Below are 26,981 nucleotides of genomic sequence, written 5' to 3'. Positions count from 1 at the left end.
GGAGACTACTTCTATGAATACTAAATTCGCAAAATTAAGTAAAAGTAAAAAGGGTATAAGTGCTGCCATATTAGCGGCTGGAATTATGGGGATGGCAATGGCGCCAAATGCATATGCACATGGGTTTGTTGAAAAGCCAGCTAGCCGTGCCGCTTTATGTAACCAAAATTATGGTGGTCTTAACTTAAGCTGTGGAAACGTTATGTATGAGCCACAGAGCTTAGAGGCACCAAAAGGATTTCCACAAGGTGGACCAATTGATGGTAAAATTGCATCTGCAGGAGGTCTGTTTGGTGGCATCCTCGATCAACAATCCGTAAATCGCTGGTTTAAGAATACGATTACAGGTGGACCAAATACCTTTACATGGAAATACACTGCGCCGCATTTAACAAGCAAATGGCACTATTATATTACGAAAAAGGGATGGGATCCTAATAAACCATTAACCCGTGCTGATCTTGAGCCAATTGGAACTGTTGAACATAATGGTACTGCTGCATCAAATAATTTAACTCATACAATTAACGTGCCAACTGACCGTAGTGGCTACCACGTGATTCTAGCTGTTTGGGATGTAGCTGATACTACAAATGCATTCTATAATGTAATTGATGTTAATTTGATGAATAATGTGGATGTGGATAAAGAAGCTCCAACTCAACCGAATGGCTTGCAAGCGATGAAAGTGACTTCTAACAGTGTTGAGCTAAAATGGAATCCTTCTACAGACAATGTGGGGGTAAAAGAATATCAAGTATTCCGTGATGGTAAAGCAATTGGAACTTTACCGGGCACAACATTCACAGATAAAAATTTAACAGCGAATACAAAATATACATATACAATAAAGGCGGTGGATGCTGCTGGAAATATTTCGAAAGAAAGTGAGTCTATAGCTGTAGAGACAATGAATGCAGTTCCGGACACAGAAGCACCAACGCAACCAACTTCACTTCATGCGATGGGAGTAACATCCTCAAGTGTAGACTTAATGTGGGGGGCATCAGAGGATAATGTAGCAGTTGACCACTATGTTATATATCGAGGTACACAAGTAGGGCAACTGACTGTAGTTGGAACATCGAAAACTACTTCCTTTATGGATATGAATCTACAATCCAATACAGCATATACGTATGCAGTTACTGCCGTTGATGCAGCAGGAAATGAATCTAATAAAAGTTCCATTTTCACTGTAACTACAAAAGAGCAAGGGTCGTCTTATGAGCAATGGAGTCCATATAAGGCGTACACAAAAGGTGATAAAGTAGAGCATCAAGGTAAAATCTATGAAGCTGTGCAAAGTTATCAAGGATATGGAGATCCGAATTGGATATTCGCATTGTCTTTATGGAAAGAAAGTAAATAAAGTTCTTAAAGAAATTATGTAATAATATTTTTTGGCTACAAAGGTAAAAAATCTGCATAGCATTTTGATTGAAGGAGACGAACTTTGAAAATCGTCTCCTTCTTTTGATCTTCAAGGTAAGTACCTAATGTTGTTTTTATGGTTTAAAGAGTCATTATAAAGTTGAGGGAAAACAGTTGGAAAACCTGTATTAGGAATATTATAGGCAATAAAGGTTTCGTACATAGATACATTGTCTTTTTCCTTCTGACTCCTAGCGACATAGGCTATTTTATTGTTTTCTAAGTTTGTTACGAATACCTGCGATTCGTCATTAGAAAACGGTAGCCAATTACGTTCGAAAAATGGCAATAAAGCATTTATATGCCCAAATGTATTATTAAAAAAGTTAAAGTTTCCTAGAAAATGATTAAAAATAGATTGAGCTAAGTTTTCACCTAACAGTTGATGAGACGTCAATGTAGAAGGCAGTAATGTATCTTGATCACTGACATTTTGAGGTTCCCTATTTATCTCGGGGCTTTTTGAAAAAAAAAAACAAAAACCATACAGCGTGATTTTGCTCGTCCGCTGCTGCACGACGAAATCTTTCTTTAATCATCGGATCATTTGCTTTATCTGCTATATCTAAATAAGAATCAACAGCTTCTTGTTCATCTTTAAAAGCAAATTCGATTCCAGCCCTATAGTTGTCTGGACATTCCTCAATTATTTGATAAGAAGGCTTTCTTCCTGTTAAATTCGTGTAAAGTTTGCTAAATTCTTCGAGGTGGCGTAGTTCATCCTTCCGAATCTCAAGTATTCGATTCTTTTCATCCTCAGTAGGAGCCATCTTAGCTAATTTCTCATAACAAGCAATGGCACTATATTCAGCGTTAATTGCCTTCTGAATATCATTTACAAGTTGAGCATCGTTTAGCATAGGATAAGTACCATTATGCTGTGGAGCATAATGATAATAGTATTGATTTGGATACATCGTTGTCCTCCTTTTGTTTAACTCTTCTTTCAGCGGGTGTCCAAACACCTGTACCTGTCTTAGTTTTCGGTACAAAAGACATCCGTTAAAAAGAAGCTAAAGCCTCCGGTGGATGTCACGGAATCGGAATGGAGTTAATAAAGGATACTAGTCTAAAATCATCGCATCTATGCGATTACAGTAAATGAACTGCATCGGTATCGTTGTAGCTACGCCTTCGCCCAAAAAATAATTGCAGGCCTAAGCATAAAGCCGATTCCGGACGTAAGGTTATGCCGGGGCATAATTGATCCATCAACTTATCTTATGCTTTGTGTATAGGTAATTGTGCAAAGCTATTTCATTTTTGGCTAGCCAGGTTGTTATACATAGTTGCCTGGCATTTTATATAGGTTTGAAAAATACAGTAAAATATAGTTTATCAACATGTCTGATTTCTTTATAAAAATAGTTGACTTATTTTCTTGTTGTAACTATAATGGTTACAGCTGGAGGTGATGAAGATTAAAATTAGCAGTCGTTTTACAATTGCTGTTCATATTTTATCAATCATCAAACAAAATCCATCAACTATTTGTACATCAGAATTTATGGCGGAAAGCGTAAATACAAATCCTGTAGTGATTAGGAAAATAGTATCCTATCTTAAAAAGGCAGGTATAGTGCAAGTACGTAGGGGAACAGGTGGAGCTTCTTTAGTTAAAGATCTGGATGCTATCACTTTATTGGATATTTTTCGATCAGTAGAAGTTGTAGAAGAAGATCAGTTATTTCATCTACATGAAAATCCAAATCCTGATTGTCCTATTGGTGCAAATATACAGTCTGTGTTAGAGCTAATTTTAGTGCAAGCACAAGAAGCAATGGAACGAGTATTGGCTAATATTACTATGGAACAAGTGATTACATCTTTAGTCCATGAAATTCAACAATCAAAATAATGCATTCCTTAGATAACGGCTAACTAAACTGCAGCGGTGTTGGTTAGCACTGCGCTTTTGTACAAAAGACATCTGCAGGGCACAAAGCCGATTTCGGACGCAATTATGCCGAAGTATAATGGATCTGAATGCATTATTTATTTGACTTAGTTGTAACTATTGTGGTTACAACAAAAAGAGAAAGGGAGGTTGTTAATTGGATGCCCCTTAAAATAAAAGCATTTTCGGATTTTATTTGTCCTTTCTGTTTTTTAGGGAAAGGGCCATTAGATGAAATTGCAAAAGAAAAGGGTATTGAAATAGATTGGATGCCGTTTGAATTAAGGCCTGAACCGTATCCTAAAATTGATCCTTGGAAAGAGCCTGCTAAATTAGGTTCGTGGGACTCCTATATTCTCCCTACAGCTAAAAAGCTAGGGATTGATATGCGATTACCGCGTGTATCTCCACATCCTTATACAAATTTAGCTTTTGAAGGCTATCAATTCGCCAAGGTATATCAAAAAGGAAATGAATTTCATCATAGAGTTTTCACAGCGTTTTTCCAAGAGGAACAAAATATTGAGGATGTAGACGTGTTAACTCAATTAGCAAATGAGGTAGGTCTGCCAAAAGAAGAATTCAAAAAATCTTTGCTTTCAGGTAAATATCGTGAAGTACATCAAGAGGCTCTAAGGCATGCATATGAAGAAGCAAGTATTACGGCTGTTCCTACACTAATTATTGGGGATGAAATAATCCAAGGGTTAGCTAGTAAAGAAAGAATAGCGCAAGTCATCGAACAGCAATTAAAAAAACAGAAAATGGAAATTTAGATTTAAACAGTAGCCAATTGAAGGCTGCATGGAAAAGTCTATAAATAAATTTTACTAAAATTTGGAGGAACTACAAATGTCAGTAACAACAACTAATTTAAAAGAAGCAATTATTAATCGCCGTTCAATCCGTAAAGTGAAAAAAAACGCTGCGATTACAAAAGAAAAAATAGAAGAGCTATTAAAAATTAGTGTACATGCACCATCTTCATTTAATATGCAAAGTGGACGATTAGTAGTTTTAATGGATAATGAGCATGAAAAGTTTTGGGATATTGTTAAGGAAACATTACGTGCGCGTGTTCCAGCAGAAAATTTTGCTGTAACAGAAGAGCGTTTACATGGCTTTAAAGATGGAGTAGGAACAATTTTATTCTTTGAAAGTCAAGCAACAATCGAACAAATGCAAGAAAATGCTCCTTCTTATAAAGAGCAATTCCCTTTCTGGTCTCATCAAGGAAATGCAATGCTACAATACGCAACATGGATGTCTTTAACTAGTGAAGGAATTGGCGCGTCTATTCAGCACTACAACCCAATTATTGACGAGGAAGTTAAAGAAACTTGGAATATTCCTGCAGAATGGAGCCTTGTAGCTCAAATGCCATTCGGTGAGCCAAATGAGCAACCCGGAGAAAAAACTTCTTTACCTTTTGAAGATGTAGTGAAATTTTATTAATTCAATCAATAATAAACCTGGTTAAGTGGACGTGATGCACTTAACCGGGTTTTTAATTTTTCGGGAAATTGTATCCTACATAGTTAAAACATTTATTTTCAGCTACAGCTATACCATATGCTTAGGTTGTTGGGAGTGAAGGATGGGCGACTCCTTGGGGATCAGGCTTCACTTTCGCGCCCCTAGAAGCGGTTCATCGGACACCCTCAGAACAACCCCACGTTTGGCGAACCCTATATTTTATATGAAAATATCCATATGCATTTCATTAGAAAGTATATGCTATGATAAATATACATAGAGGAGGGGTCACATGATTATAGTTGGATTAACTGGTTGGGGTGATCATCCTTCGCTTTATAGTGAAGTGACTGCCTCAAAGGACAAATTATTCGATTATACAGGTCACTTTTTAACGGTAGAAGTAGATACTTCTTTTTATGCAATACCTTCTAAAGAGAATGTTCGAAAGTGGTGTGAGGATACACCCGAAAATTTTCGTTTTGTTGTGAAGGCCTATCAAGGAATGACTGGTCATTTACGTGGCGACATACCGTTTGAATCAAAGAATGACATGTTTAATGCCTTTATCGAATGTGCCAATGAATTTAAACGTCATGGGAAGCTGGCGATTGTACTAGCACAATTCCCGCCGTGGTTTGATTGTCAGACAAAGAATGTACAATATTTATTGTATATTAGGCAGCAGCTCAAAGGCTTTGACGTAGCTATTGAGTTTCGCAATCGAACATGGTATGCGGACAATGTAGTGCAGCAAACAATGGATTTTTTACGAGAGCACCAATTCATTCATACAATTTGTGATGAACCACAGGCAGGCGTGGGCTCTGTACCATTTTATCCTACGGTTACTGCGACGAAGGCACTTGTACGTATTCATGGACGTAACATTCATGGCTGGCGTAATACTGGTAATGCCGAGAACTGGCGGAAGGTTCGCTTTTTATATGATTACAATAGTGAAGAATTGCAGCAGCTTGGACAGCATTTGAAACATCTCCACTCAGAAGTACAGGATCTATATGTATTATTTAATAATAATTCAGGGCTTCATGCAGCGAAAAATGCAAAGGAATTACAAGGTATTCTAGCGATTAAAGACATAGGGTTAGCGCCTAAACAATTAAACATATTTGAAGGGGAACTATAATGGAATTTTTTGCTTTAGTTATTATAGCATTACTATCTGGGATAATTGGCTCGTTGGTTGGGCTTGGTGGAGGAATTATCTTAGTTCCAGCAACTTTATACGTTGGGTTAAATTTAGGGATGATACCAGATATCACTCCTCAAAAAGTAGTTGGTTTATCTGTTGTCATGATGATTTTTACTGGACTTGCCTCTACATTAAGCTATATGAAATCTAAAACAGTGGATTATAAGAGTGGTTGGATATTCTTTATAGGAAGTATACCTGGAACAATGCTGGGTGCATGGGTAAATAAGGGGCTAGATGTACCATCATTTAATTTGTATTTTGGTATTTTACTAATCATTTTAGCGACGATATTACTTGTACGTGATCGTTTGAAACCTGTAGAATGGTTTGTAAAAAACGGCATGCAACAGGAGTTCAAAGATAAAGAAGGAAATACCTTTATCTATGGGTATCCCATTTGGTTTGCGATTGCATTAACATTTGGCATAGGCTTTGCCTCTGGATTATTTGGTATCGGTGGAGGCTCGATGATCGTACCTGCCATGATTATTTTATTTTTATTCCCACCGCACGTTGCAGTGGCAACATCGATGTTCATGGTGTTTTTAACGTCGATTGTTAATTCAGCGAGTCATATTTATTTAGGACACGTTCCATGGCTCTATACGATTCCTGTTATTCCAGGAGCTTATATTGGAGCAAAGCTAGGGGCCGCATTCAATAAAAGAATTAAATCAGATACGCTTGTAGTAGCACTTCGAGTTATTTTATTATTATTAGGAATTCGTTCTATTATCGAAGGGTTATTGTAATATTAGGTTCGGAAAGTGAAGATGATTTTGCTAGAAAGTCTTCTACAGACATAGAAGCTAATTTAAAGAAGAGGTGGCTTAATTGCTGGAAAAAATTCATATATTTCATACGAATGATTTGCACAGTCATTTTAAGTATTGGCCACGAATGCAAACCTATGTGGAAGAAATGCGTACGAAGCTAACAACCATGGGAGAAACAAGTTATTTATTTGATGTTGGCGATCATTTAGATCGTTCAAATATTTATACGGAAGCAACAGTCGGTAAGGGCAATGTGAGATTATTAAATGAAGCGGGCTACGACGTAGTGACAATTGGTAATAACGAAGGTATAACATTGTCCCATGAGGAGCTATACCATTTGTATGATGAAGCAACTTTTAACGTAGTAGTTGCTAATGTGAATGCCTCTCAAGTTCCAAATCCTGCGTGGATGAAGCCGTATGTTGTATTAACAACTGCTTATGGCACAAAGATTGCAGTCATTGCAGCAACGGCTATGTTTGAAATTTATTATAACGAATTAGACTGGGAGATAGATGAGGCACGAAGTTCACTCATTCGCTTAGCACTTCAGCTTCGCGAAGAAGTAGATATAATTGTTTGTTTGTCACATTTAGGGATAACAGAGGATGAGCTTTTAGCTGAGGAATGCCCAGAAATAGATGTTATATTCGGCTCACATACACATCATGTTCTCCCTAATGGAAAGCTAATTAATGGCGTTTTATTAACGGGTGGAGGGAAATTTGGACAATATACCGGCCATCTTATGTTAGAATATGATACAAAATCTAGGAAGATTGTTGAAAAAAAGGATACATTAATTCATAATAATGATTTGCCTGCGATTAAAAATGAACATGAAATCGTTCAATATTTTGAAAAGGAAGGCAAACGATTACTTGATGTTCCCGTATTTACTACGGGAAAATCGTACAACAAGGAATGGTTCCATTATTCACAATTATCCGATTTGTTTGCACGTGCAATTTTAGAGAAAAGTGGTGCAGATTGTGCGTTATTTAACGCGGGTATTTTTTTAGATGGTTTACCTAAGGGAACAGTGACAGCACTAGATTTGCATAGAATTTTCCCACATCCTATAAATTTATGTACGATTGAATTATCAGTTGCTGAAATGAAAGAAATTTTTCAGCAATCTAAAAATGAAGAATGGCCATATATTGAGCTAAAAGGATTAGGGTTTAGAGGCGTTATTTTTGGGAAGATGTTAACTTATGGCTTTTCGATGAATGAAGATCGCCAATTACTGATCAATGGGAAGCTTGCGGATAATGATCGAATTTATAAATTAGTAACACTTGATTTGTTTACGTTCGGTTATTTTTATCCAAGCTTTAAATATGCTAAGAAAAAATATATTCTACCAGAATTTTTACGAAACATTATGATAGATTATGGTCAAAGATTCTTTCAGTAATAGTAGATAAAACGCTTTAAGAATGGATTGGGGAAAAGGTCATGCGATTAATTTCAATCGATGTATTAAAAGAAGGAATGGTATTAGCAAGAACCATTTGGAATGAGGCAGGGCATCCTCTTTTAAAGAAAGATGTTGTCATTAATGAACGTATCATACAAAGGCTTCAACAATTAAATACGCATTATTTATATATTGACGATAAAATTTCAAAGGGTATTGAGGTACAGGAAACAGTGCCAACTGTTATTCGAAATAAAGCAATTTCAACCATTAAAGATTCTTTCCAATCAATCAATGGTTTAAATCCAGTAAATGCCTCTTATGTGCTTGACCAACAATCAAAAGCAATTGTCTCAATTGTAGACGAGTTACTGTTGGCAATAAAGGGGAATGATGAAATTTTAACAATACTAACAGATGCGTATTTGTTTGATGAATATTTATATCAACATTCCTTTCAAGTCACACTATATTCGATAGCGATTGCAAAAGAGCTTGGATACTCAGTAGAGGATTTACGTTTAATTGGGATTGGCGCTTTGCTACATGACATTGGGAAGCTTATGGTACCAAAGGAGATCCTCACAAAGCCTGAGCGCCTAACGTGTGAAGAGTTTGAAATGATGAAGCAGCATACTCGATATGGGTTTGACTTGTTACGTAATTTACATTCCATATCATTGATTGTTGCACATTGTGCTTTCCAACATCATGAACGGATTGATGGGAGTGGTTATCCAAGGGGCTTGGTGGATTTTGAAATCCACCCGTTTGCCAAAATTATTGGTGTGGCAGACGTCTTTGATGCGGTGACTACAAGTCGTGTATATCGAGAAAAAATGCTACCTTCTCAGGGTCTAGCCATTTTAGAAGCAGGCGCTGGAACAATATACGATGCACGTATTGTCAAAGCATTGAAAAGGTCTGTTGTACATTATCCAAATGGTGTTATTTTAAAATTATCGGATGGGCGCCGAGGTATTGTATCGAGACAAAATGCATTGAATGCCGCATTACCTTGGATGCGTATTTTTGAGGAACAAAATCAATTATTAGCAGCTACATATGAAATTAATTTAGTGGACTACCCAACCGTAATAATAGAAAGCGTTGAAGTAGATTATGTTGTACCAGTGAAAATCGAATAAAAATCTCCTCCTGTTCATACGTTAAGGAACAGGAGGAGATTTTTTGTTTTTCCCTCGAAAAAGAATGAAATTACGATCATATAGTAATCATGGCACCTATAGAAAAAAGGGAAGTCGATTGAATCGATTAACCCTAGTAGTCGTATTTATGATTATCGGTGTTTTTTTATTTATTTATTATTTAAATGCGAAGCTTATGCCGACCTACTTAGATTATGCTGAAATACAAACGGCTAAAATTGCATCTTCCGTTGTGAGCAAAGCGATTGATTCTCGTACATCAAGTGTTATGGATGTTAATGATATTCTTGTAGAAGTATCCCCTGGGAACCATGCTGATTTGAAAGTTAATACGGAAACGATTAATCGAGTTCGAACAGAAACGGTCAATCAAGTAAAATTGTATTTAGAGCAGGCAGAGCAAGGCGAGTTGTCGCATTTGCCAAATCTTGATAATGTTGAATATGATTATAATAAGATCAATGAAGGGAATGGGGTAGTTTTTTATATGCCGTTGAGTCAGGCGGCTAATATCCCTTTAATCGGGAATTTAGGACCTAAAATTCCAATACGCTTTCATGTAATTGGCAATGTGCATAGTGAAGTTACTTCTTCAATAGAGGAATTTGGTATAAATAGTGCCTATATGTCGGTAGGGATTCATATAGAAGTAAATGTGCAAATTATTGTCCCTTTTGCTAGTAAAACTACTACAGTTACTCAGGATATTCCAGTGGCGATGGGCTTAGTAAGAGGGGATGTTCCAAGTGTTTATTCAAATGGTGGTGAAGAGGTACCTTCAATTCAAGTACCTATCTCTCCTAAAAAGTAAAAATGTTTAACTTCTTTCAGCGAATGTTCTTTGCCGAAAGCTTATCCACTGACCTGCATTACGCAATCCTAAGCACAAAGCCCAATTCCGGACACAAATTATGCCGAGGCATAATTGAATTGTTATAGTTGTTGGAGTTCATTTAATATGTTACATTGACAGTGAAGATAGTAATATAAAAACTGCATATATTTGATAGGGGCGATATCCGTATGACATCTTGTAAACCTACAAGCAAAGAAAAAGAAGAATATTTAAGAAAACCAGATTGGTTAAAAATTAAATTAAACACAAATGATGAATATAAAGGGCTAAAGAAGCTCATGCGTGAAAAAAATCTGCATACAGTATGTGAGGAGGCACGCTGTCCTAATATTCATGAATGCTGGGGTGAACGACGTACAGCAACAATGATGATCCTTGGATCGGTTTGTACGCGTGCTTGCCGTTTCTGTGCTGTTAAAACAGGCTTACCAAATGAATTAGACCTAGCTGAGCCGGAACGAGTAGCAGATTCAGTAGCTATTATGAACTTGAAGCACGTTGTTATTACAATGGTAGCACGTGATGACTTAAAGGATGGCGGTGCGCAAGTATTAGCTGAAACAGTCCGTGCAATTCGTCGTAAAAGTCCGTTTACATCAATTGAAGTTTTACCATCCGATTTAGGTGGTTTACAAGAGAACCTTCAAATGTTAATGGATGCGAAGCCGGATATTTTAAATCATAATATTGAAACAGTTCGCCGCTTAACGCCAAGAGTACGTGCACGTGCAAAGTATGAGCGTTCGTTAGAGTTTCTTCGTTTGGCAAAAGAAATGCAGCCAGACATCCCTACGAAGTCATCATTAATGATAGGCTTAGGTGAAACACATGAAGAAATTTTAGAAGTTATGGACGATTTACGAGCAAACGACGTAGATATTATGACAATTGGTCAATACTTACAGCCAACGAAAAAGCATTTGCCTGTTAAAAAGTATTATTCTCCAATAGAGTTTGGTAAACTACGTAAAATCGCAATGGAAAAAGGGTTTAAGCATTGTGAGGCAGGCCCACTTGTACGTAGTAGCTATCATGCTGATGAACAAGTTAACGAAGCGACAAAAGAACGTCAGCTACAAGCAGAACAGTAAGAACAAATGCTGAAATAGAAGGCGGTGCCACTTTGATCAATATTGAAGGATATGAATACGAAATTATTGAAGATTACAAAGAAGCTTTTCAAGAGGAAGTATTCAAGGAACGATACTCAGATATTTTAGCCAGATATGATTATATTGTGGGCGACTGGGGCTATAGTCAATTACGCTTAAAAGGCTTTTTTGATGATAAAAATCAAAAAGCCACTTTCGATACGAAGATTAGTACATTACAAGATTACTTATTTGAGTATTGTAATTTTGGCTGTGCATATTTCGTCTTGCGCAAAACCGGTAAATCCACTCAGCAGCCGGTAGTTGTAGTAAGTGAAGATAGTCAAGTGACAAAGCTTGCTGAGAATGAACAAATAGCAGAATAAACATTTAAAACCTGATGCAAATTGCATCAGGTTTTTACTTTGCAGTGATAGGTTTTAAAAAAATGGTAATAATAAAAGTGAATTTAATAAATTGTTTTATTTTTAGTTTTTCATTTGAGTTGGAATGACACTTGATAAAACAATGCAGATTGATGGAGTGGAGGCTGGGCGACTCCTTGGGAATCGGTGGGTCATCGGATGCCCCCAGGAAGCTGCGCGAAAGCCAAGTGGTAGCACAAAGCGCCCAGCCGGAACGGAAATCAACCTCACGCTATGGAAATGAGCCTGTATTTTGGCTTTTATAGCAACCTACTTATTTTTAGTAAAGGTGTGTTGTTTAGATGAAAAAAGCTGTATTTTTGGATCGTGATGGGGTCATCAATGAAGTTTTAACGGATCGTGTTAAATTTGTCAATAAACCTAAGGATCTCTATTTCCTGCCGCATGTTTCGAAAGCTATAAAAAAATTGAATAAATACTTCGACTATATATTTGTAGTAACCAATCAAGGTGGCGTTGGATTGGGTTTTATGAAAGAAACGCAGCTACAAAAAATACACGAGCATATGGTAAAAGAATTGAAGAAGGAAGGGGCCATGATTCACGAAGTTGTCTATTGCCCCCATAAACCAAAGTCGGGCTGTGCCTGCCGTAAACCCAGTAGTAAATTAATCGTAGATCTTGGTGAAAAATATAATATTGACTTAGCAAAATCTTACATGGTGGGAGATACAGATACAGATATTATAGCAGGCAAACGAGCAGGAACTAAGGGAGTATTTTTAGGGGCGAAAGATCCACTGGCAGATGCTGTTTTTCCAGATTTAATTAGTGCTGCTGATTGGATTATTAAGGATGCAACAGCATAACGCTAGTATTGTTGAAGTGGAAAGACAAAGCGTATAAATGATGGAAATAAGGATAATTTATTTATTGGAGGTGATTAATTTGACTAAAGAAAATAAAAAATCGTTAGATCGTGAAGAATACGGATTTGGTTTTGATATTAGTGTTGATGATTTAGGCGTAATTGGGCAAAATCAACAAGCTAAAAAACAAAATGACAATGAGAACAAAGACAAGCCTCGCAATAAAGATAATCCTGCTAAATTAAATAATGAAAAGTAGGAGCACCATCCGACGAGGATAATTGATACTTAAGATATTTACAAAAAAATTCCGCCAACCTTCTGTTGCACAGTGCGTAAATTAGAACCCTATTTTCGCAGAAAAGCGGAATTTTTTTTGTATGTAATTCTTATTTGCTATATTGCAGGCACAAAAAAACACCCACTTTGGAGGGTGTTAATTTAATAATTCACGTAAGTATTCTCGTAGCTCGACTGTATCTTCCTCTGTGCGATTGTATACGTGTTCAAGATAGCCAGGCTCTTCTACATCATCTGGACCAATTATAGCAAAGCGTCCAAATTGAATATCCATGACAAGCACTTTTCCAAAGAAACGCCCCGATTGCAAAATGGCTAAATCATAACGTAACTTATCCCCGGCAAAACTAACAAAGCGTGTTTTTGTATCTTCTACATCATCATATAAAAAAAAACGTTCCATCTTTTAATCTCCTTCCAGTCCTATAGATATGGTACTATAGAAGAGAAATGACTATCAACTTTTAAAGATTTGAATGGGGGCTTTCCTTGTGTATTTTGTAGATCGTAATAAAATCACAAAAAACTTACAGTACTTAGATGGACTATTAGCAATTTTAGAGTCAGAAGATAGCTGGCTAGAAAACGATATGAAGAAATTAGCAATCGAGCGAATTGGTCACAATGTGATGGAGTCAATGATGGATGTAGGAAATTTAATGATTGACGGTTTCATTATGCGTGATCCAGGAAGCTATGAGGATATAATTGATATTTTAATCGATGAAAAAGTCGTATCTACTGACATGGAAGCGCCGTTAAAAGCAGTAGTTGGCTTACGTAAAATGCTTGTTCGTGAATTCACAAATGTAGATGTTCAGGAAGTTGTTAATGTGTTAACAACGACTTTACCAGCATTAAAGCAATTCTCACCAGCTGTGAATAGCTATTTAACAAATGAACTTGGCCCTGTTTCCGCATTTTTACCAGAGGATCATCAATGAAAACCTACAAGGCATATTGTTTCGATTTAGATGGTACAGTGTACCGTGGAAAGGACGGCATCCCTTCTGCGATTACTTTTATTCATCGGTTACAACAAACAGGAATCGAGCCATTTTACGTAACAAACAATTCTTCTAAGACAAGAGAGCAACTGCAGGAAGCTTTAAGCGCTATAGGTGTGCATGCACCGTTAGAACATATTTACTCTAGTGCATTAGTTACTGCAAAATATGTAGCCTTGAATTTCCCTGGCAAAAAAGTAGCCATGCTAGGTTCTGATGGTATTCGTAAAGCGTTATTTAATGAAGGCATTGAACCAACTAAGGATGAGCCAGAGGTATTTGTTATGGGAATTGATCGAAATCTAGATTATATGGCACTTGCGAAGGCTACAATTGCTGTACAAAATGGTGCGACGTTTATAGCAACGAATCAAGATATTAAATTCCCGACAGAACATGGATTTTTGCCAGGTAATGGGTCGTTTGCCCGATTAGTAGGCGAGGTTGCAGACGTTGAGCCTATCTATATCGGTAAACCATCACCGGCAATGCTTGAAGTCATTGCAACAGAGCACGACTTTAAGAAAGATGAAATGGTGATGATTGGCGATAATTACGACACAGATATTATGTGTGGAATTCGTTTTGGCTGTGACACAATCCATGTCAATACGGGTGTTACACCAACAAAGGTTGTACTTGAAAAGGAGCTGCAACCTACCTATGTGGTAGAAGCTTTAATTGCCGAGGCATAATTGAATGAATAGTTCAAACATAAAAAAAGGATGCTTATGTCGATTTTTTTGGCATAACATCCTTTTTATATGTTCAAATTTAGAGTAAGTGTTTCATCATTAGATGAATGAGGGGTTACGCCTTCATTACCATAATGGATTTTCTTCGATAAATTGATAAATGGCCTTCGTCAACGCTTCAGGAGAATCAGCCTCAACTAGTTCACCATTGACGATTGCATAAAATGATTCTGAACATTTTGTACAGTAACTAAGGCAACCATATTCCAAAACGTCGATGTTCGGATCACGCTCTAATATTTCATAAGTTTTTTGAGAGCCATTTGCCAAATTACTTATACAAAATTCAACCATTGGATTCATACATGTCACCTCACCAAAGTAATGCTACTCGCTTTTAAAACATTCGTCAATGATTTGAGTGGATCTTGATATAAAAGCAGATACTAAATGATAAAGTTGTGCGCACACCAAATGATGTAAATTCCCTTTACAAAAGTGAAGAGAAGAAAACGATATTCAAGGAAAATTCAAACAATAGCGACAATTTATCAGATCCCAAATGATACAAAAACCGTTCGAAAAAAGCAAGTTAGCATGTGTTTTGTGAAATCTTTCACAAAATTGCATTCTGATATTGTGAAACTTCTCACAATCAGTTATACTCTTTTGTGGATACTTTGTGAACAATTAATACAAGAGATATAAAAGGAGACTATTATGGGAAAATTAGTACTTTTAGGTGGCGGCTACGGCAATATGCGTGTTATGCTTCGACTTTTACCAAACCTTCCATTAGATAAAGAAGTTGTAATAGTAGACAGAGCCCCTTTCCATAGTTTAAAAACAGAATTTTACGCATTAGCAGCAGGGACTGCAACAGATAAAGAAATTCGTGTATGCTTCCCGGAGCATGAACGTTTAACGGCTGTATATGGAGAAGTTGTTGAAATTAATCGTGCGGAAAAAGTAGTCATTTTAGAAGATGGACAACGTATTGAATATGATGATTTAGTCATTGGTCTTGGCTGTGAGGATAAATATCATGGTGTACCAGGTGCAGAGGAGTACACATATAGCATTCAGACAATGGCGAAATCACGTTCAACATTCCAAGCACTTTGTGGTTTACCAGCAGGCTCTTCAGTCGGAATTGTAGGAGCAGGCTTAAGTGGTATTGAGCTTGCAAGTGAGCTACGTGAAAGCCGTTCAGATTTAAAAATAAAGTTATTCGACCGTGGTCCACGTATTTTAAAGGACTTCCCAGAAAAGCTAAGTAAATATGTGAAAGACTGGTTCGTAAAGCATGATGTTGAAGTTATTGCCAATTCAAATATTACAAAAATCGAACAAGGTAAAATTTACAATCACGATGAAGAAATTGAACTCGATACTGTAGTATGGACTGCTGGTGTACAGCCAGTCAAAATTGTTCGTGATTTAGAAGTCGAGAAAGATAAACAAGGACGTCCGGTTGTCACACAATATTTCAATCTTCTTGATGATGAGCATGTATATGTTGTAGGTGACTGTGCTGCTTCAGACTTACCTCCAACTGCGCAGTTAGCGGAGGAGCAAGCAGAACAAATCGTCAAAGTACTTCGCATGCGTTGGAAAGGCGAAAACCTACCTGAGAAAATGCCTGACATTAAATTAAAAGGATTCATGGGAGCTCTTGGTAAAAAACAAGGCTTCGTTTACTTAGCAGATACAACAGTAACAGGACGTATCGCACGCTTAATGAAATCAGGATTATTATGGTACTACAAACGTCAAAATGACTAATTAGGTTGTTAATCCTTATAAAAAGGAATTGTTTCAAAATTTATATTTGAAACAATTCCTTTTATTTCTTTTAAACGGTTTCGCCAGGAACGAAACCTAAGTTTTCAAGTGCAGTAAATACAGGCTTTAATTGCACATAGCCTTCGCCCACTACTTCATTATTTATCAGGACAAGTGGATAAAAAAATTCATCTTCTTGAATACGTGTAGCATAATCTTGATCGCGCTCATTCTCAATTGGTCCTTCGATATCGATATAGCGAATATCATATCCTTGGTTTGGATATTTTCGATCTATGGCTGCTTGTAGCCACTCATATGTATCCTTTGAAGACGGGGCATTGACACAACTTGCACAGATTACCGCTGTTCCGTAAATTTCAATCATTGGTTTCGTTTGACTCATTTCATTTCCACTCCTCGTGATTCAATATTGGATTTTTTCTGTTGCTAACATTATAATCATTATAAGGAAAGGAGTCGAGACAAATGGCTGAAGCAACAATTAACGATCAAGTTCAAGAGGTATTAGATAAATTACGCCCATTCTTACTACGTGACGGTGGAGACTGTGAATTAGTAGATGTAGAAGACGGCATTGTAAAATTACGTTTATTAGGTGCATGTGGTAGTTGCCCAAGTTCAACAATTACACTTAAAGCTGGTATCGAGCGCGCATTATTAGAAGAAGTACCAGGTGTTATTGAAGTAGAGCAAGTATTCTAAAACGACTAAAAAAAGTTCTAGCTGATGTATTCAGACTAGAACTTTTTTTCTTAAAGTTGGCGAGCATGTTCTTTTTCTTCTCGAATAATTGCCCATTGTTCCTTAGCCATATCCACGATCTTCGCTTCTCCGCCAATACTTTGCTTTTCAATGACTTTTGAAAAGAAGCGTGTAGCATTTTCTAAATCACCTATACGTCGTGATAGTTCGGCAATCATATACATAATGCGTATATCTGACATTTGCGTTGAACTGTAATCCTCAGTTGAATACGAATCCATATAGTAATCTCTGGCCATTGTCATAAAGCGCTGCTCTTGGCCTTCGTTTTTTAGTGAACGATAAAGCCATGCAAGACGTAATGTAAGCCCAGCTATAGCAACAAATTTTTCTTTTTTAATCGTACCGCAAAGGAATGCTAATTTATATGCTTGTATTGCTTGGAATACAGTGCGTTCGCCCTTAAAATCATGGTGTACCCACTTTTCTGTAATTTGCGCGCGAATTTCATCTTGCGTGCCAGGAGAAAAATATTTAGAAAAGTCTTCTGTAAATGAAAATCCACAATGCTCACAAACAAATACATTATAATAAAGGGCATTTATACCGTCTGCATAAATAGGATGAAAATCTGTTTCTGTATGATCTACTTTAATGAATTTAGAGCGTACTTTTAATGTTGGAAATTCTTTGTTGCAATTAAGACATTGAATTTTTTTTTCGTAATAAGGTGAAATCTCCATATTTTATACCTCTTTCATCGACTTATTATAACTATTATACCAATGAAGATTTTATAGAAATGGATAAAAAATACTAAAAATGTGAAAAATATTAGAATTTTTACTAAAAACCCTTTTGAAGCTGAATGTTTGTCATACAATAGTCAAAATTGATATGATAATAAGAAGAAGGAAGGTGATTGGGATGACAAGTAAGCAAGTAATTGAAGTTACTGAAGCGGCTGTCTTTCATATTAATGAAATGATGGAGCACAATGAAGAGCAAGGTTCGTTTTTACGTGTAGTTGTTAATGGTGGCGGATGCAGTGGCCTATCATACGGTATGCATTTTGATAAAGAGAAAAAAGAAGATGATTTTGAAGATATACAACATGGTTTAACAATTCTTGTTTCCCGTGAAGATGCGCCGATTTTAATGGGGACAAAAATTGACTATAAGCAATCGCTAATGGGCGGAGGCTTCACAATAGACAATCCAAATGCGATTGCATCATGTGGCTGTGGCACGTCTTTTAAAACGGCGAAACGTGAAGGTACGCCTGAGATTTGTGATTAGAAATTAATTGGCTAAATGTGTGTAGATACCAAGCCTTTTTAATTTGTATGTTGGAAAACATAACGAATTGAAAAGGCTTTTTGTATGTTCTTGAAAAAGAAGCAATCTCCTAACAAAATGGAGTTGGCAATTTCGTCTTACTCCATAATAGTTCCCATAGATATAGACCAAATTATTAGAACGAATGAAAGTGTAAGCCAAAATGTATTCTTTGTTGTCTTTTCATCCTTCTTAATTTTAGTTAAAATGCTGACAAGATTTAAACAAAAAATAATCCCGAGTATAGGCATGAAGTAAACGATAATAAACGAAAAAATAATCAAATTATTACCTCCCACTATATGTAGAATAACATGCAACAGATGATTGACCGTTACCACAGGGAAAAAAAGATAAGAATTAACTTACAAAAATAATTAGAAGCAATCATGTATGCTGGAGAAGAGAACAAAAGAAATTGGCAGGTATGAATATCAATCCTAGATGCAAATCCTAACTTTTTGAATAGTAATTGAACATGAAGATTTTAAACATGAACTATTACTTTGCTTCAACTATGAAGCAGAACCTTTTTATATTTCTTTTTACATAAGAATAAGGCCACGATTATTTTTGATCGTGGCCTTATTACTGTACCGATAATTCACAACTAGTGAAGTTGTGTTAAAACATAATCATAAATTTCGTCGGATGGTTTATTAAGAGCTATAGAAAATTCAGAAAAGATAGTATCTTGTAAAGATTGCAATAATTTTTCTTCCTGGTTAGGGAATTTTTTTTCATTGGTCTTATATTCGAGCTTTTTTCGTAGCAATGTGTTTAACAGCTTTGCTTGTTTTTGGCGATTGCCAGATTTAATGATGTCTAAATGGAATCTCATTCGATGTGTATTTTGTTCAATCCATTCCACACCAGGTGATGTGAATGAATGTAAAATACGGAGGGCTTCTTCTTCTTTAATAACATCTCTAAGCTGTTTTTTGGAATTGTCAATAGGGGTACGAATGATTAATTGTGGATCATTTAATGGTTTTAAAACGTAATAAGATTTAGTAATGTCGTTAAAGGTTTGTTCACAAATATCTTCAATAGAACAAAGTCCATGTGATGAGTAAATAACTACATCGCCAATGTTGTACATGTATATCCCCTCCAACAAACTATATTGTCAACTAAGTTGACTAAATTAATTGTAAACAATTTAAAGGTTTTTGTCAACTTAGTTGACGATTTGCGCTGTTTTTTGTATATTAATAACGAAAAATAGGAAATGAAGGTGAACTAGTTGAAGGACGAATTGCAGAATCGAGATGTCATTGATTTGTTGAGCGAACGTCACGAACTACTTCGAAGACTTGCGGAAGAGAAGTGGAATGAGCAAAACGATATATATATTTCAAATTCAGAGTGGTATATTTTAGGGATTATTTATAAAAAACAACTTACGATTTCAGATGTAGCTAAAAATGTTAAATTTTCAAGACAAGCAACCCATAAAATAATAAAGAGTTTGGAAGTTAAAGGGTTGGTGACAGTTATGAGTGTCGAACATAGTAAAAAACATAAAGCTATTCGAATGACTGAATTTGGTGAAGATTGCTTTGAAAAAAATCAATTATGTAAAGCAGAAATAGAAAAACAACTGGTCGATACAATTGGAGAAGATCAGGTCAGTCGATTAAAAAATATCTTAAAACTTAATTGGGATATGAAGCAGTTGGAAGTATAAGTTTTCGTAGTTTAAATATGGAAAATGCTTGAACAACTTATTACATAAAAAGATAGGGTACTATCTTAGGATGTAGTTTACATTAAAAAATCCAAAAGCCACTTTCGCTCTCGAAAGTGGCTTTTTTAAGGGTGTTCAAAATAAGTGTTACTTTACCTTCTCGCGTTCTATAAACGTAGCGCCATTGTCATTTGCTATAGTGTAAATGGCGCTTTTTTCATCTAAGCCAAATTGTCCATTTTCTTTAATGACAAACTTTTCGTTATTTTTAGTTTGGAAATAATAAGTGCCTGCTGCATCTGCTTCATACTCATATATTACTTCCTTAATATCTTGCCATTCATATGTAGTTTGATGATGAAATTCTTTGAAAACCATTTGTGTTTTTTGTATAGCGGTATAACTTAAAAGAGAAAAATAGCCTAAAACTAGACTGCTCACGATGACTATAATCGTAATTAAATAGGTGTATTTATTTCGTTTAAAACCAAGCATGATCAACGCTAAAATAATGAACGTAATTGCTAGGAAAAGCATAGTGAAGTTGCTTGTTGGAGTAATTAGCACGATATTATCTTTGCTAAAATAAAACGTTTGGGAAATGGTATGCGGCAACAAGAAAACGATGAAGGGCAATAGTAAGAGTAACACTATCGCTATAATAAAAAGTTTTGCCTTAGGTGATATTTCGTTTAACATAAAACGCCTCCCTCTAAATAGAATGAATACTCCCTTTACTACAAAGTGTAACATATTTACAAAATTGGAACCAGTGTGTATATGAAGTAACCATAATTTTCTGATTTAATGCTTCTATATAGGGAGAATTGATCGTTATAATAGTGCTATAGGGGTGAAGCTTATGAAAAAAGATAGAGGAAAAGTTTGGTTAGGTGTTGCAGGGGTAACAGTAAATGCGTTAGGTCAATGGCTAGTTGTTAAAAAGGCGTATAGTGGATTAAAGGGAAGATGGTCATTGCCAGCTGGTTTTGTCAATGCTGGTGAAACCATAGATGAAGCGGTTGTTCGTGAATTAAAAGAAGAAACGGGTATCGATTGCTACGTATCAGGTTTAATTGGTTTTCGAACGGGAGTGATTCGTGGTGACATTAGTGATAATATGGCGATATTTTATTGTCGGATGAAGGATGAGCAGCAGCAGATTTGCATTCAGGAAAATGAATTATTAACAGCGAAATGGATGTATCCATCGGAGCTCGTTCAGGATGAAATGACATCAGTCATGTTAAAAGAAATGGCGTCCAACCAATTTGAAAAGCACCAATTGGAGGGGATTGAAGACATTAACCCAGGAGATGTCTTTGGCTATTCCTCTTATAAATTGTTCTTTAAAAAATAAAGTGACAGAGGATGGGACCTATGATGGAGCTTTTTTTATTTATGTTAGAGCGAGTAGGGCTAATCATTGTGTTTGCTTTTTTAATGTCAAGATGGCGGCTCTTTCGAGGAGTGTTATTTCAGGATCAAGGGGTTAAGGAAAAGGTTTGGCTTATTATTATTTTTAGTGCTTTAAGTATAGTTAGCAGCTATACAGGGATAAAGATCGAAGGTGGGTCTATCAATCCTTTAAATATGATACATAGCACTATAAATGCAGAGGAAGCTATTGCGAATACGAGGCTAATTGGCGTAGCGATTGCTGGTATTTTTGGTGGACCACTTGTTGGTGTTAGCGTGGGGATTATTGCAGGGATTCATCGTATGACCCTTGGCGGTTTTACAGCGGTTGCCTGTGGTGTTTCGACAATACTAGCAGGATTCATTACTGGTAGTTTAAGTAAGCAATTAAAAATACGTCAAACCTTTTCCTATAAAAAGGCTGTTATGATCGGAATATGTGCAGAGACTTTACAAATGCTTATTATTTTAATAGTGGCAAAACCATTTGAACAAGCTTTGCAATTAGTTTCTTTAATAGCGCTACCGATGATTTTTATGAATGCCTTTGGAATTTTGATATTTTTCATTATTATTAAAACTTTTATTGATGAGGAAGAGCACACAAAAGCATCACAAACACACCAAGCCTTCTCTATTGCACAACAAACGATTGAACATTTTCGTAAAGGGTTAAATGAAGAATCTTGCCGAACGGTTGCGGAAATTATTAAAAGAGAGATCGAAGTTGATGCAGTCGCGATTACGGATACAAGTGGAATTTTAGCGCATGCAGGAATAGGTGAGGACCATCATGTTATTCATCAAGAAATAATGACCGCTTTAACGAAGCGTGTATTAGTAGAGGGACGTATTATAACAGCGATATCAGCAAAAGAAATAAATTGTCCACATGAAGATTGTCCTTTAAGTGCTGCGATTGTCGTACCATTAAAAGTACAGCATAAAACAGTAGGTACGTTAAAGTTATATTTTATCAACATTTCTTCATTAACAGGGGCGAAAAAGGAGCTTGCTGAGGGGCTTAGTCGATTATTTTCATCACAGCTTGAATATGCTGAAGTTGAGCAGCAAAGGAAGCTGTTAAAGGATGCCGAAATTAAAGCGCTTCAAGCACAGGTTCATCCTCATTTCTTTTTTAATAGTCTCAATACGATTTCAAGTTTGATTCGAACGGATGCCGATGAAGCTAGAGCATTATTGATAAAGCTTAGTACATTTTTTAGGAGTAATTTGCAGGGCGCTCGTCAAATGCTAATTCCGTTAAAAAATGAAATTGACCATGTGGAGGCTTATTTGTCGATTGAACAAACGAGGTTTCCGAACCGCTATGATGTGCAATTTCACTTAGATGAATCACTTTTTGACGTGCAAATTCCGCCGTTTACCTTACAGCCGCTTGTTGAAAATGCCATTTATCATGCCTTTAAAAATCGTAAGGAAGGCAAAATTGACGTGAAAGTGCAACGAATTAATAATAAGCTATTGCTGTTGACAGAGGATAATGGCTGTGGGATGAGAGAAGAGCAAGTTAAACAGCTTGGCAAAACGATCATGCAATCCGAGCAAGGGACAGGGACAGCTTTATGGAATATATATCAGCGTATCCATGAAATTTATGGAACTGAGGCAGATTTTCACATTTCAAGTACGCTGGATGTTGGCACGAAAATTATGATTCAGCTGCCGTTAAAAGCCACAAGATGGGAGTAGAGAAATGTTAAATGTCTATATAGTAGATGATGAACCGTTAGCAAGGGCTGAATTGCGATATTTATTGGAACAAACAAAGTTAGTCCAGATTATTGGAGAATCGGAGGATTTGGAGGATATACTGCAGGATCCTCAGTATGAGCAGATTGATTGTGTGTTTTTAGATATTCAGCTAGGCGTAAATAATGGCCTTGAATTAGCAAAACAGCTGCAACAAAGCATATTTAAACCTGAAATTATTTTTGCTACTGCTTATGATGAGTATGCATTACAGGCATTCGAAGTGAACGCCTTTGATTATATTTTAAAACCATTTGAGCAAGAGCGTGTACAAAGTGCAGTTGAAAAGCTAGTAGCGAAAAGAAGAGCGACGCAGGATAAAACGCTGGAGAAGTTAAAGCATTTACAATTGGACAAGCTTGATAAATTAACAGTTTATGTGAATGATCGAATTTTGCTTATTAATATACAGGAAATTTTATATTGTACATCTGAAGATAGTAAGACGATTGTTGTCACTGAGAAAGGGAAATATTTTGCTTCAGAGTCGTTAGCCGTTTTGGAGAAGAAACTCACTTTAAAAGGTTTTGTGCGTGTCCATCGGGCATTTATCGTCAATTTAGACCATATTGTAGAGCTGGAGCCTTGGAGTAATTCTAAATATAATTTGATTTTGCATAATAGACATTCGATACCTGTTAGCAGGCTTTATATGAAGGAAGTGCGCAAGATTTTCCAGCTATCAAAATAACTGCATTTCAACAGTAGAAAACACCCTTTCAACTTAAAATTCTGACATTTTGGTGAATTTTACGAATAATCTTTCAATTCGTTTGCTATGATGTGGAAAACGTAAAAAAGGAGTGATAACATGAATGCTATTACAATTGTAATAGGTTCCATTTGTGTACTGATGATTAGCTATCGTTTGTATGGCATATTTTTCACAAAGAAGGTACTTAAGATAAAAGATGATACGCCCACCCCAGCACACGCTATGGAGGATGGTAAAGACTATGTTCCGACGAATAAGTGGGTAACATTTGGTCATCATTTTGCAGCGATTGCAGCAGCTGGACCGTTAGTTGGCCCTATTTTAGCTGCACAATTTGGCTATTTGCCAGGGCTTCTTTGGTTGTTAATTGGTGCAGTAATCGGTGGTGCAGTGCATGATGCGGTAGTGTTATTCGCTTCTATGCGCCATGGAGGAAAGTCGTTATCAGAGGTAATGAAGAAGGAATTAGGACCTGTTGCAGGATTTTGTACAGGCCTTGCCATGCTTTTCATTATTACAATTACAATGGCCGGGCTATCGATGGTTGTCCTTGGTGCGTTGGAGCGAAATCCGTGGGGAACTTTTGCAGTAGGGATTACGATTCCAATAGCGATGCTTGTTGGTATTGCTTATCGTAAAACAGGAAATTTAATAGTTACGTCAACAGTTGGCTTTATTTTGTTAATGATCGGTGTATTTGTTGGACCGATGATTCAAGGGACAGCCTTTGGTGATTTTTTAACGTTTGACCGTAATACCTTAGCTATTATTCTACCTATCTATGCATTTTTTGCGGCGGCATTACCTGTATGGCTCTTATTAGCCCCGCGTGATTATTTAAGTAGTTTCATGAAAATTGGCGTATTTATTGCGTTAATTATTGGGGTCTTTTTCGTCAACCCAATCATTCAATTTCCACCAATTACAGAGTTTATTCATGGTGGTGGCCCAGTAATTGCTGGTCCAGTATGGCCATTCGTCTCCATTACAATTGCCTGTGGGGCTATTTCTGGCTTCCATGCGTTTGTAGGCTCTGGGACAACGCCAAAAATGATTGATCGCTGGGAAGATATTCGTATCGTTGGTTTCGGTGCTATGCTCGTAGAATCTTTAGTAGGTGTAATGGCTTTAATCGCAGCAACGGCTCTACATCCTGCAGATTATTTTGCGATAAATTCAGCTCCTGCAGTCTTTGCTACATTAGGAATGGAACCGGTACATTTACAGGCATTAGCTGAAAATATTGGGATGGACTTAGAAGGACGCACAGGTGGAGCTGTAACGCTAGCAGTTGGGATGACTGATATTTTCACGGGGATTCCTTGGTTTGCCGAAATGTCTTCTTATTTCTATCAATTCGTGATCATGTTTGAGGCGGTCTTTATTTTAACGGCTATTGATGCTGGGACACGTGTAGCGCGCTATTTAATTCAAGATTTTGGCGGCAATGTTTACAAGCCATTGAAGCGTACAAATTGGCTTCCAGGAACAATCTTTGCAAGTGCACTTGCATGCTTTATGTGGGGCTATTTATTGTATTCAGGAGATATCAGTTCGATTTGGGTATTATTTGGCGTTTCGAATCAGTTGATGGCAACAATCGGTTTAGTATGTGGTGTAACAATAGTCTTAAAAGTTGCAGATAAGCGAATCTACGCCTTAACTTGCTTTATTCCATTGGCCTATTTATTTGTCACTGTAAACGTAGCTGGCCTTTGGATGATTAAAAATGTTTATTGGAATACAGCGGCTGCTGGATACAATATGTTAAATGGTGTATTGTCTGTTATTATGTTAATTTTAGGCTTAATAATTGTGATAGCCGCATTTAAAAAATGGGCAAAGCTTTGGAAGGCACCAAAGTATTTAGTATCACAAACCGCTTCATAATGAAAAGAGAGAAACTATTGAAAATTAGTCGTATACTAGCTTTCAATAGTTTCTTTTATTTTTTAATGATGGTTCATCATCAAAAGTAGCGGATTATTTGTTGAAATGTATGTTATTTATAAGTTGATTGGAGTGAGGCTGGACGCCCTAGGAAGCTGAAATAACCACACATTATGGTCATAATCCCTAAATATGACGAACAAGCGAAATCAAGGATATGTTCATTGAAAGCGTTGTAGTAATCATGTAAACTAATGAGAGGAAAACGGAGGTTATACATACATGGATGGTCCAGTTTCATTAGTACAGTTAATTATTTCAATTTTGTTATTTTTCGTCATGTTCTTTGGTATTGGATTTTTATTGAATATGCTACTGCGAATGACTTGGTTAATGGCAATTGTGTATCCAATTGTTGTTATCTTTATTATCGATGATGTAAGCTTTTTAGATTATATTTTCAAGCCAGGTTCCGCATTTCCAGCCCTTTTAGATAAGTTGCAAGCACTGCAGTTTGTAGATATTTCTATCTTATCTGGTGGCTTTGCCGGTTCAATTGTTGCGGGGATTGTCATGATTTATTTGCGTAAAAGTGGTTATCGAATGTTTTAACTTCTTTCAGCAGCTGTCTTTTGTACCGAAAGCGTAGCGACAGGTAAGATGTCCAAACATTAGCTAAATAAAGGAACTCAGTGTTAGAACGCCACATCCTGTCAACGACTGAGTGATCAACATCGTGCTATTGCTGACGCTTCGCTTTCGCACAAAAAACATTTGTTGCTGACGCTCCGCTTTCGCACAAAAAACATTTGTTGCTGACGCTCCGCTTTCGCACAAAAAACATTTGTTGGCCTAAAGCCTCCGGCGGATGTCACGGAATCGGAAAGGCGTTAACAAAGGATGTTAGCATAAACGATCGCATCCATGCCCTGCATCACGCAGGCATTAGCACAAAGTCGATTCCAGACGCAATTATGCCTCGGCATAATTGCTCTTATCAGTATTCTTCTTTCTATGAAGAGAAGAATACTGATTTTTTTTATG

Annotated in this window: 31 protein-coding genes; 24 read left to right on the top strand and 7 right to left on the bottom strand. The window is 36.6% G+C overall.

Annotation, left to right across the window (positions count from 1 at the left end; translation table 11 throughout):
- Nucleotides 1–13 precede the first annotated feature (13 nt).
- A complete protein-coding gene (locus MY533_RS17940) occupies nucleotides 14–1,372 on the top strand; it encodes a lytic polysaccharide monooxygenase (protein ID WP_248717016.1) in 1,359 nt (452 codons plus the stop codon).
- A gap of 505 nt (nucleotides 1,373–1,877) precedes the next feature.
- On the opposite strand, the gene MY533_RS17935 is transcribed toward MY533_RS17940, so the two are convergent.
- Entirely contained in the window at nucleotides 1,878–2,351 is a 474-nt protein-coding gene (locus tag MY533_RS17935) for a ferritin-like domain-containing protein (protein WP_132361786.1), read from the bottom strand.
- Between the two features lie 503 nt (nucleotides 2,352–2,854).
- On the opposite strand from MY533_RS17935, the gene MY533_RS17930 reads away from it, so the two are divergent.
- The 12 genes from MY533_RS17930 (at nucleotide 2,855) to MY533_RS17875 (ending at nucleotide 12,858) form a co-directional block, all read left to right on the top strand.
- Nucleotides 2,855–3,292 (top strand): Rrf2 family transcriptional regulator, encoded by a 438-nt coding sequence (locus MY533_RS17930; RefSeq protein WP_132362088.1) that lies wholly within the window; start codon nucleotides 2,855–2,857, stop codon nucleotides 3,290–3,292.
- A 200-nt stretch (nucleotides 3,293–3,492) separates the two neighbouring features.
- On the top strand, nucleotides 3,493–4,107 hold the full coding sequence (locus MY533_RS17925; RefSeq protein WP_248717015.1) for a DsbA family oxidoreductase: 615 nt from the start codon (nucleotides 3,493–3,495) through the stop codon (nucleotides 4,105–4,107).
- 76 nt (nucleotides 4,108–4,183) lie between these two features.
- On the top strand, nucleotides 4,184–4,786 hold the full coding sequence (locus MY533_RS17920; RefSeq protein WP_248717014.1) for a nitroreductase family protein: 603 nt from the start codon (nucleotides 4,184–4,186) through the stop codon (nucleotides 4,784–4,786).
- 313 nt (nucleotides 4,787–5,099) lie between these two features.
- Nucleotides 5,100–5,957 (top strand): DUF72 domain-containing protein, encoded by an 858-nt coding sequence (locus tag MY533_RS17915; RefSeq protein WP_248717013.1) that lies wholly within the window; start codon nucleotides 5,100–5,102, stop codon nucleotides 5,955–5,957.
- Nucleotides 5,957–6,778 carry a sulfite exporter TauE/SafE family protein gene (locus MY533_RS17910; RefSeq protein ID WP_248717012.1) on the top strand — a complete coding sequence of 274 codons (822 nt, stop codon included), beginning with the start codon at nucleotides 5,957–5,959 and terminating at the stop codon, nucleotides 6,776–6,778. The genes MY533_RS17915 and MY533_RS17910 overlap by 1 nt, the downstream gene beginning before the upstream one ends.
- An 82-nt stretch (nucleotides 6,779–6,860) precedes the next feature.
- Complete coding sequence (locus MY533_RS17905) at nucleotides 6,861–8,225, top strand: bifunctional metallophosphatase/5'-nucleotidase (RefSeq protein WP_248717011.1); 1,365 nt, start codon at nucleotides 6,861–6,863, stop codon at nucleotides 8,223–8,225.
- A gap of 41 nt (nucleotides 8,226–8,266) precedes the next feature.
- On the top strand, nucleotides 8,267–9,376 hold the full coding sequence (locus MY533_RS17900; RefSeq protein WP_248717010.1) for an HD-GYP domain-containing protein: 1,110 nt from the start codon (nucleotides 8,267–8,269) through the stop codon (nucleotides 9,374–9,376).
- A 43-nt stretch (nucleotides 9,377–9,419) separates the two neighbouring features.
- On the top strand, nucleotides 9,420–10,208 hold the full coding sequence (yunB, locus tag MY533_RS17895) for a sporulation protein YunB (RefSeq protein ID WP_248717009.1): 789 nt from the start codon (nucleotides 9,420–9,422) through the stop codon (nucleotides 10,206–10,208).
- A 212-nt stretch (nucleotides 10,209–10,420) separates the two neighbouring features.
- Nucleotides 10,421–11,344: a lipoyl synthase gene (gene lipA / locus MY533_RS17890; protein ID WP_132361772.1), complete on the top strand. Its 924-nt coding sequence runs from the start codon at nucleotides 10,421–10,423 to the stop codon at nucleotides 11,342–11,344.
- 32 nt (nucleotides 11,345–11,376) lie between these two features.
- Nucleotides 11,377–11,730, top strand: a complete 354-nt coding sequence (locus MY533_RS17885) for a YutD family protein (protein ID WP_248717008.1) — start codon at nucleotides 11,377–11,379, stop codon at nucleotides 11,728–11,730.
- Nucleotides 11,731–12,071: 341 nt separating this feature from the next.
- A complete protein-coding gene (locus MY533_RS17880; protein ID WP_248717007.1) occupies nucleotides 12,072–12,599 on the top strand; it encodes a D-glycero-alpha-D-manno-heptose-1,7-bisphosphate 7-phosphatase in 528 nt (175 codons plus the stop codon).
- Between the two features lie 40 nt (nucleotides 12,600–12,639).
- On the top strand, nucleotides 12,640–12,858 hold the full coding sequence (locus MY533_RS17875; RefSeq protein ID WP_371873366.1) for a hypothetical protein: 219 nt from the start codon (nucleotides 12,640–12,642) through the stop codon (nucleotides 12,856–12,858).
- Between the two features lie 177 nt (nucleotides 12,859–13,035).
- On the opposite strand, the gene MY533_RS17870 is transcribed toward MY533_RS17875, so the two are convergent.
- Nucleotides 13,036–13,302 carry a DUF3055 domain-containing protein gene (locus MY533_RS17870; protein WP_049669114.1) on the bottom strand — a complete coding sequence of 89 codons (267 nt, stop codon included), beginning with the start codon at nucleotides 13,300–13,302 and terminating at the stop codon, nucleotides 13,036–13,038.
- An 88-nt stretch (nucleotides 13,303–13,390) separates the two neighbouring features.
- Here MY533_RS17870 and MY533_RS17865 point away from each other — a divergent pair, with 88 nt between their 5' ends.
- On the top strand, nucleotides 13,391–13,843 hold the full coding sequence (locus MY533_RS17865; protein ID WP_132361766.1) for a DUF86 domain-containing protein: 453 nt from the start codon (nucleotides 13,391–13,393) through the stop codon (nucleotides 13,841–13,843).
- Complete coding sequence (locus tag MY533_RS17860) at nucleotides 13,840–14,601, top strand: TIGR01457 family HAD-type hydrolase (RefSeq protein ID WP_248717006.1); 762 nt, start codon at nucleotides 13,840–13,842, stop codon at nucleotides 14,599–14,601. Before MY533_RS17865 ends, MY533_RS17860 begins: the two co-directional genes overlap by 4 nt.
- Before the next feature lie 126 nt (nucleotides 14,602–14,727).
- Here MY533_RS17860 and MY533_RS17855 read toward each other — a convergent pair whose 3' ends face one another.
- Complete coding sequence (locus tag MY533_RS17855) at nucleotides 14,728–14,964, bottom strand: YuzB family protein (protein ID WP_132361762.1); 237 nt, start codon at nucleotides 14,962–14,964, stop codon at nucleotides 14,728–14,730.
- A 357-nt stretch (nucleotides 14,965–15,321) separates the two neighbouring features.
- On the opposite strand from MY533_RS17855, the gene MY533_RS17850 reads away from it, so the two are divergent.
- Complete coding sequence (locus MY533_RS17850; RefSeq protein WP_248717005.1) at nucleotides 15,322–16,386, top strand: NAD(P)/FAD-dependent oxidoreductase; 1,065 nt, start codon at nucleotides 15,322–15,324, stop codon at nucleotides 16,384–16,386.
- 70 nt (nucleotides 16,387–16,456) lie between these two features.
- On the opposite strand, the gene MY533_RS17845 is transcribed toward MY533_RS17850, so the two are convergent.
- A complete protein-coding gene (locus MY533_RS17845; RefSeq protein ID WP_132361758.1) occupies nucleotides 16,457–16,792 on the bottom strand; it encodes a YuzD family protein in 336 nt (111 codons plus the stop codon).
- A gap of 83 nt (nucleotides 16,793–16,875) precedes the next feature.
- Here MY533_RS17845 and MY533_RS17840 point away from each other — a divergent pair, with 83 nt between their 5' ends.
- Complete coding sequence (locus MY533_RS17840; RefSeq protein WP_100546189.1) at nucleotides 16,876–17,112, top strand: NifU family protein; 237 nt, start codon at nucleotides 16,876–16,878, stop codon at nucleotides 17,110–17,112.
- Nucleotides 17,113–17,162: 50 nt separating this feature from the next.
- On the opposite strand, the gene MY533_RS17835 is transcribed toward MY533_RS17840, so the two are convergent.
- Nucleotides 17,163–17,855: a DUF2225 domain-containing protein gene (locus MY533_RS17835; RefSeq protein WP_248717004.1), complete on the bottom strand. Its 693-nt coding sequence runs from the start codon at nucleotides 17,853–17,855 to the stop codon at nucleotides 17,163–17,165.
- A 184-nt stretch (nucleotides 17,856–18,039) separates the two neighbouring features.
- On the opposite strand from MY533_RS17835, the gene MY533_RS17830 reads away from it, so the two are divergent.
- Nucleotides 18,040–18,411 (top strand): HesB/IscA family protein, encoded by a 372-nt coding sequence (locus MY533_RS17830; protein WP_248717003.1) that lies wholly within the window; start codon nucleotides 18,040–18,042, stop codon nucleotides 18,409–18,411.
- Between the two features lie 649 nt (nucleotides 18,412–19,060).
- Here MY533_RS17830 and MY533_RS17825 read toward each other — a convergent pair.
- A complete protein-coding gene (locus tag MY533_RS17825) occupies nucleotides 19,061–19,552 on the bottom strand; it encodes a CarD family transcriptional regulator (protein ID WP_248717002.1) in 492 nt (163 codons plus the stop codon).
- 144 nt (nucleotides 19,553–19,696) lie between these two features.
- Between MY533_RS17825 and MY533_RS17820 the strand changes: the two genes are divergently transcribed.
- A complete protein-coding gene (locus tag MY533_RS17820; RefSeq protein WP_248717001.1) occupies nucleotides 19,697–20,140 on the top strand; it encodes a MarR family winged helix-turn-helix transcriptional regulator in 444 nt (147 codons plus the stop codon).
- A gap of 147 nt (nucleotides 20,141–20,287) precedes the next feature.
- On the opposite strand, the gene MY533_RS17815 is transcribed toward MY533_RS17820, so the two are convergent.
- A complete protein-coding gene (locus MY533_RS17815; protein ID WP_248717000.1) occupies nucleotides 20,288–20,839 on the bottom strand; it encodes a hypothetical protein in 552 nt (183 codons plus the stop codon).
- A 163-nt stretch (nucleotides 20,840–21,002) separates the two neighbouring features.
- Here MY533_RS17815 and MY533_RS17810 point away from each other — a divergent pair, with 163 nt between their 5' ends.
- From MY533_RS17810 to MY533_RS17790, 5 genes are all read left to right on the top strand, one after another.
- Nucleotides 21,003–21,500: an NUDIX hydrolase gene (locus tag MY533_RS17810; protein ID WP_248716999.1), complete on the top strand. Its 498-nt coding sequence runs from the start codon at nucleotides 21,003–21,005 to the stop codon at nucleotides 21,498–21,500.
- 23 nt (nucleotides 21,501–21,523) lie between these two features.
- Nucleotides 21,524–23,272, top strand: coding sequence for a sensor histidine kinase (locus tag MY533_RS17805; RefSeq protein ID WP_132362082.1), 1,749 nt, complete (start codon nucleotides 21,524–21,526; stop codon nucleotides 23,270–23,272).
- A gap of 4 nt (nucleotides 23,273–23,276) precedes the next feature.
- Nucleotides 23,277–24,023 (top strand): LytR/AlgR family response regulator transcription factor, encoded by a 747-nt coding sequence (locus tag MY533_RS17800; protein WP_248716998.1) that lies wholly within the window; start codon nucleotides 23,277–23,279, stop codon nucleotides 24,021–24,023.
- Nucleotides 24,024–24,143: 120 nt separating this feature from the next.
- The gene (locus tag MY533_RS17795) at nucleotides 24,144–25,937 is read left to right on the top strand and encodes a carbon starvation CstA family protein (protein WP_248716997.1); all 1,794 of its coding nucleotides are present in this window, start codon (nucleotides 24,144–24,146) and stop codon (nucleotides 25,935–25,937) included.
- 282 nt (nucleotides 25,938–26,219) lie between these two features.
- On the top strand, nucleotides 26,220–26,549 hold the full coding sequence (locus tag MY533_RS17790) for a YuiB family protein (RefSeq protein ID WP_132361742.1): 330 nt from the start codon (nucleotides 26,220–26,222) through the stop codon (nucleotides 26,547–26,549).
- Nucleotides 26,550–26,981 lie beyond the last annotated feature (432 nt).

The organism is Lysinibacillus sp. Ag94, from assembly GCF_023242215.1.
Lineage (GTDB): Bacteria > Bacillota > Bacilli > Bacillales_A > Planococcaceae > Lysinibacillus.
This window is presented reverse-complemented; position numbering and strand designations above follow the sequence as displayed.

Coding starts and splice junctions, on each gene's coding strand:
- MY533_RS17940 (WP_248717016.1), top strand. CDS start 14: ATGAATACTAAATTCGCAAAATTAAGTAAAAGTAAAAAGGGTATAAGT.
- MY533_RS17935 (WP_132361786.1), bottom strand. CDS start 2,351: ATGTATCCAAATCAATACTATTATCATTATGCTCCACAGCATAATGGT.
- MY533_RS17925 (WP_248717015.1), top strand. CDS start 3,493: ATGCCCCTTAAAATAAAAGCATTTTCGGATTTTATTTGTCCTTTCTGT.
- MY533_RS17920 (WP_248717014.1), top strand. CDS start 4,184: ATGTCAGTAACAACAACTAATTTAAAAGAAGCAATTATTAATCGCCGT.
- MY533_RS17915 (WP_248717013.1), top strand. CDS start 5,100: ATGATTATAGTTGGATTAACTGGTTGGGGTGATCATCCTTCGCTTTAT.
- MY533_RS17910 (WP_248717012.1), top strand. CDS start 5,957: ATGGAATTTTTTGCTTTAGTTATTATAGCATTACTATCTGGGATAATT.
- MY533_RS17900 (WP_248717010.1), top strand. CDS start 8,267: ATGCGATTAATTTCAATCGATGTATTAAAAGAAGGAATGGTATTAGCA.
- lipA (WP_132361772.1), top strand. CDS start 10,421: ATGACATCTTGTAAACCTACAAGCAAAGAAAAAGAAGAATATTTAAGA.
- MY533_RS17880 (WP_248717007.1), top strand. CDS start 12,072: ATGAAAAAAGCTGTATTTTTGGATCGTGATGGGGTCATCAATGAAGTT.
- MY533_RS17875 (WP_371873366.1), top strand. CDS start 12,640: ATGGAAATAAGGATAATTTATTTATTGGAGGTGATTAATTTGACTAAA.
- MY533_RS17870 (WP_049669114.1), bottom strand. CDS start 13,302: ATGGAACGTTTTTTTTTATATGATGATGTAGAAGATACAAAAACACGC.
- MY533_RS17860 (WP_248717006.1), top strand. CDS start 13,840: ATGAAAACCTACAAGGCATATTGTTTCGATTTAGATGGTACAGTGTAC.
- MY533_RS17855 (WP_132361762.1), bottom strand. CDS start 14,964: ATGAATCCAATGGTTGAATTTTGTATAAGTAATTTGGCAAATGGCTCT.
- MY533_RS17850 (WP_248717005.1), top strand. CDS start 15,322: ATGGGAAAATTAGTACTTTTAGGTGGCGGCTACGGCAATATGCGTGTT.
- MY533_RS17845 (WP_132361758.1), bottom strand. CDS start 16,792: ATGAGTCAAACGAAACCAATGATTGAAATTTACGGAACAGCGGTAATC.
- MY533_RS17840 (WP_100546189.1), top strand. CDS start 16,876: ATGGCTGAAGCAACAATTAACGATCAAGTTCAAGAGGTATTAGATAAA.
- MY533_RS17835 (WP_248717004.1), bottom strand. CDS start 17,855: ATGGAGATTTCACCTTATTACGAAAAAAAAATTCAATGTCTTAATTGC.
- MY533_RS17830 (WP_248717003.1), top strand. CDS start 18,040: ATGACAAGTAAGCAAGTAATTGAAGTTACTGAAGCGGCTGTCTTTCAT.
- MY533_RS17825 (WP_248717002.1), bottom strand. CDS start 19,552: ATGTACAACATTGGCGATGTAGTTATTTACTCATCACATGGACTTTGT.
- MY533_RS17815 (WP_248717000.1), bottom strand. CDS start 20,839: ATGTTAAACGAAATATCACCTAAGGCAAAACTTTTTATTATAGCGATA.
- MY533_RS17810 (WP_248716999.1), top strand. CDS start 21,003: ATGAAAAAAGATAGAGGAAAAGTTTGGTTAGGTGTTGCAGGGGTAACA.
- MY533_RS17805 (WP_132362082.1), top strand. CDS start 21,524: ATGGAGCTTTTTTTATTTATGTTAGAGCGAGTAGGGCTAATCATTGTG.
- MY533_RS17800 (WP_248716998.1), top strand. CDS start 23,277: ATGTTAAATGTCTATATAGTAGATGATGAACCGTTAGCAAGGGCTGAA.
- MY533_RS17795 (WP_248716997.1), top strand. CDS start 24,144: ATGAATGCTATTACAATTGTAATAGGTTCCATTTGTGTACTGATGATT.
- MY533_RS17790 (WP_132361742.1), top strand. CDS start 26,220: ATGGATGGTCCAGTTTCATTAGTACAGTTAATTATTTCAATTTTGTTA.